1 protein-coding gene is annotated in these 4,881 nt (G+C 71.6%); it reads right to left on the bottom strand.

Annotation, left to right across the window (positions count from 1 at the left end):
- Nucleotides 1–4,881: beta-ketoacyl synthase N-terminal-like domain-containing protein (locus ACFXG1_RS32885; RefSeq protein ID WP_384745844.1), on the bottom strand; the 4,881-nt coding region annotated here is incomplete at both ends.

The raw sequence follows: 4,881 nt of genomic DNA, 5'->3' as shown, positions 1-4,881 counted from the left end.
CGCCAACTCCACACCCGACACACCAGCCACCCCGGCACGCACCAACCGCGGCGCCAACACACGACCACCACGAACCGCCACCTGCGGCTCATCGGCACCGAGTGACGCGGGCAGCGCGCCACCGTCGTAGTCGACGAGCGCGAACCGTCCCGGGTGTTCGGACTGGGCGCTGCGCAGCAGCCCCCACACCGACGCCTGCGCGAGGTCCGGTGCCTTGTCCCCGGCGACGGCGACCGCCTTGTCGGTCACCACCGTCAGCTGGGCCTCGCGCAGGGAGGTGCTGTCCAGCCAGCGTTGGACCAGCGTCAGGGCCGCCAGGACCGTCGCCCGCGCGCTCGTGGCCGGGTCCGCCCCGACCGCGGTCTCCACGGTGGTGAAGACCGTACGCGGCGCCGGCGCGCCGGCGGCGATCGCCTGCTCCAGGGCCGCCAGGTCGGCGTACCGGTCGCCCGGCAACGACAGCTCGCCGAGTACGGACACCTCCGCGGCCGCCGCGGTTCCGGCCGGCACGTCCACCCAGTCGACCTGGTGGAGGGAGCGTCGGCCGCTTCGCCGGGTGGCCACGAGCTGTGACTGCTCCACCGGGCGGACGTCCATCCGGGCCGCGCGGGCGATGGGCGTGCCGTCCTCCCCGGCGATCTCCATCCGCAGCGCGGTCTCGTCCGCCAGACCGATCCGCACCCGCAGCCGTGTGCCGCCGGTTCGGTCCAGCCGGACGTCCGACCAGGAGAACGGCAGTCCGCCCGGGGACCCGGGCCGGTAGAGGAGGCCGAGCCCGCCGTGCAGCGCCGAGTCGAGCAGCGCGGGGTGGACGGCGAAGCCCTTCTCGGAGCCCGCGACTTCGGGCAGCACCAGCTCGGTGCAGACGTCGTCCCCGACCTGCCAGGCCGACTTGACGGCCCGGAACGCGGGGCCGTAGTCGAACCCGGCGTCGGTCAGGTGCGCGTGCTTGTTGACCCGTCGGTACAGCTCGTCCACACCGATCGGCCGGGCACCCGCCGGCGGCCACTGGGCCGCGAGGGGAGTCAGCGGTCCGCTGTCCGCCGTCAGCCAGCCGCGCGCGTGGCAGGTGGCCTCGGTCGGCTCATCGTCGGCACCGCTCTCCGGGCCGGTGAAGACGGCGACCTCGCGTCGGCCGGCCGGATCGGCGGCGCCCACGGTCACCTGCACCCGCACCGCCGTGTCCTCGTCCAGCAGGAGCGGGGACTCGATCACCAACTCGTCGACGACCGGGCAGCCGATCTCGCGTCCGGCGGTCAGCGCCAGCTCGACCAGCGCCGCACCGGGCACCAGCACCATGCCGAACACGATGTGGTCCCGGGTCCACGGCTGGGCATCGATGGACAGCCGGCCGGTGAAGACCCATTCATCGCGGTCGCCGATACGGGCTCCCGCCGTGAGGACGGGGTGGTCGATGTGGTCGAGTCCGGCCATGGTGATATCGCCGGTCGTGGTGGTGGGGTCGAGCCAGAAGCGCTGGTGCTGGAAGGCGTAGGTGGGGAGGGGAACGGACTGTGCACCGGCGTCGGTAAAGAGGGTGTCCCAGTCGACGGCGACACCGGCGTTGTGGGCTTCCGCGAGGGAGGTCGTGAACCGCCGGACATTGCCCTCGTGACGGCGCAGGGACCCGATCGCCGTGGCCTGCCCGTCGGCGGTGTCCTCGATCGCCATGGTCAGGACGGGATGGGGCGACATCTCCAGGAACGTGGTCGCGCCATTGTCCGCAAGCGCTCGGACGGCGGGCTGGAATCCGACCCGGGTCCGCAGGTTGTGGTACCAGTAGGCGGCATCGAGAGCCGCGGTGTCCGTGTACTCGTTACGTGCCGTGGAGTAGAAACGAATCCGGCCCGTGGAGGGCGCGACGGGCGCCAGGAGGTCCAGCAGCTCCGACTCGATGGCTTCGACATGCGCCGTGTGCGACGCGTAGTCCACCGCGATCCGCCGGGCCCGTATCCCCTCCGTCTCGCATACGGCGGACAGGGCGTCCAGATCACCCGGATCACCCGCCACCACGACCGACGCGGGCCCGTTGACCGCGGCAATGGAGACACGCCCCTCATACGGGGTCAGGAGGTTCTCGACCGTGTCGGCCGGCAGGGCGACGGACATCATCCCGCCGTGCCCGGCCAGACGGTCACGAACCAGACGACTACGAAGCGCCACGATCCGTGCGCCGTCCTCAAGGGACAGCCCACCCGCTACACAGGCCGCGGCAATCTCGCCCTGGGAGTGGCCCACGACGGCCGAGGGCTCCACACCGTACGACCGCCACAGCGCGGCCAGTGAGACCATGACCGCCCACAGTGCAGGCTGGACGACATCGACACGTTCCAGAGTCGGAGCACCCTCGACACCCCTGAGGACATCGTCGAGAGACCAGTCCACGAAGGGGTCGAGTGCCTGGGCGCACTCGGCCATGTGGCGGGCGAAGACGGGCGAGGTGTCGAGCAGCTCGACCGCCATCCCGTCCCACTGCGAACCCTGCCCGGGGAAGACGAAGACCGTCTCGCCACTCGCGGGGCGACCTGTGACGACAAGGTCGGTCGGTTCACCCGTCGACAGCGCGCCCAGCCCGGAAAGCAGGCTGTCGCGATTAGTGGCCACGACGACCGCACGGTGCTCCAGATGCGCCCGCGTCGTCGCCGCCGAGAAACCGACATCGATCAGGGACAGATCCGGCCGCATGGTCAGATGGGCCCGCAGACGATCGGCCTGCTCCCGCAGCGCCACCTCACTCCGGGCCGAGACCGGCACCGGAACCGCAGGCAAGGGCACGGGATCGGTCGCGGTCCGCTTCTGCGCCTGGTCCTCGGCGGGGGCTTCTTCCAGGATCACATGCGCGTTGGTGCCGCTGACGCCGAAGGAGGACACGCCGGCCCGTCGGGGACGGTCCTGCGTGCTCCACTTGCGGGGCTCGGTGAGCAGTTCCACTCCGCCCGACGCCCAGTCCACATGCGGCGAAGCCTCATCCGCGTGCAGGGTGCGAGGCAGTTCGCCGTGTTGCAGCGCCTGGACCATCTTGATCACACCGGCCACACCGGCGGCAGCCGACGTATGGCCGATGTTGGACTTGATGGAGCCGAGGTAGAGCGGCTCGCCTTCGCGCTCGCGGCCGTAGGTGGCAAGCAGCGCCTGCGCCTCGATCGGGTCACCCAGTACGGTGCCGGTGCCGTGGCCCTCCACCGCGTCCACGTCCGACGGGCTCAGGCCCGCGTTGGCCAGGGCCGCGCGGATCACCCGCTCCTGCGAAGGACCATTCGGCGCGGTCAGGCCGTTGCTCGCACCGTCCTGGTTCACCGCACTGCCGCGCAGCACCGCCAGGACACGATGTCCCTTGCGCCGCGCCTCCGACAGCCGCTCGACCACGACCAGCCCGACACCGTCCGCGAACCCGGTACCGTCCGCCGTCGCCGCGTACGCCTTGCACCGGCCGTCCGGCGACAGCGCCCGCTGCCGGCTGAACTCGGTGAGCAGGTAGGGACCGGCCATCAGGGTCACACCGCCGACGAGCGCCATCGAGCACTCGCCGTCCCGCAGCGCCCGCGCCGCCAGATGCAGCGCGACGAGCGAGGAGGAACACGCGGTGTCCACCGACACCGACGGGCCCTCAAGACCCAAGGTGTAGGAGATACGACCGGACAGCACGCTCGTCGTGGTGCCCGTCAGGCGGTAGCCCTCCAGCTCCGAGGACATCATGCCCGCGTAGTCCGTCGTGACCGCGCCGCAGAAGACACCGGTGTCGCTGCCGTGCAACGAGGTCGGGTCGATCCCGGCGTTCTCGATGGCCTCCCAGGCCGACTCCAGGATCAGCCGCTGCTGCGGGTCCATCGCGGTGGCCTCGCGCGGGCTGATGCCGAAGAACTCGGCGTCGAACCCGTCGGGCCGCTGAAGGAAGCCGCCGCCGCGGGTGTAGATGGTGCCCTCGTGGTCGGGGTCCGGGTCGTAGAGCCGCTCCAGATCCCAGCCGCGGTCGGTGGGCAGTCCGGTGATCGCGTCGCGCCCGGAGGCCACCAGCTCCCACAGCTCCGCGGGCGATGTCACGCCCCCCGGGTAGCGGCAGCTCATGCCCACGATCGCCAGGGGTTCGTCGACCCGAGCGGCCCGCCGCGGCCGGGCGGCCGGGAGAGTCCGCTCCACCTGGCCGACCTCCGCGAGCAGGAGCCGGACGACGGCCGCCGGGGTCGGATGGTCGAAGACGAGCGTCGCGGGCAGCCGCACCCCTCCGCTCTGGGTGAGCCGGTTGCGCAGTTCGACCGCGCCGAGGGAGTCGAAACCGAGCTCCTTGAAGGGCCGCTGCGGATCGACGGCAGCCGTGGACGTGTGCCCGAGGACGGCCGCCACCTGAGTCAGGACGAACTCCCGCACGACCCGCTCACGGTCATCGACATCGACCGAGGCCAGACGCTGGGCCAGCGAGCCGTCACCACCGCGGTGCGCCGGAAGGCGGACGAGACCGCGCATCAGGGCGGGCAGGGCTCCGGCGCGTGCCCGGTCGCGCAGTGCCGCGAGGTCGAGCGAGACCGGGGCCAGGAGCGCGGTGTCCGTGGCGATTGCCTGGTCGAACAGGTCCAGGCCCAGCTCGTCCGAGAGCGCGCCGACACCCTCCCGCTCCAGGCGGGCCAGTTCGGTTTCGTTGAGTCCGCCGGCCATGCCTGCGGTGTTCTCCCACAGACCCCAGGCCAGGGACGTCGCGGGCAGCCCGGCCACCCGGCGGATCTGCGCCAGAGCGTCCAGCGCCGCATTCGCCGCCGCGTAGTTGCCCTGACCGGGACTACCGATCAACGCCGCCACAGAAGAGAACAGGACGAACGCCGACAGATCCATATCCGCCGTCAGCTCATGCAGATTCCACGCCGCGTCGAGCTTCGGCCGCATCACCCG

Origin of the sequence: Streptomyces sp. NPDC059248, from assembly GCF_042753905.1 — a bacterium.
GTDB lineage: Bacteria > Actinomycetota > Actinomycetes > Streptomycetales > Streptomycetaceae > Streptomyces.
This window is presented reverse-complemented; position numbering and strand designations above follow the sequence as displayed.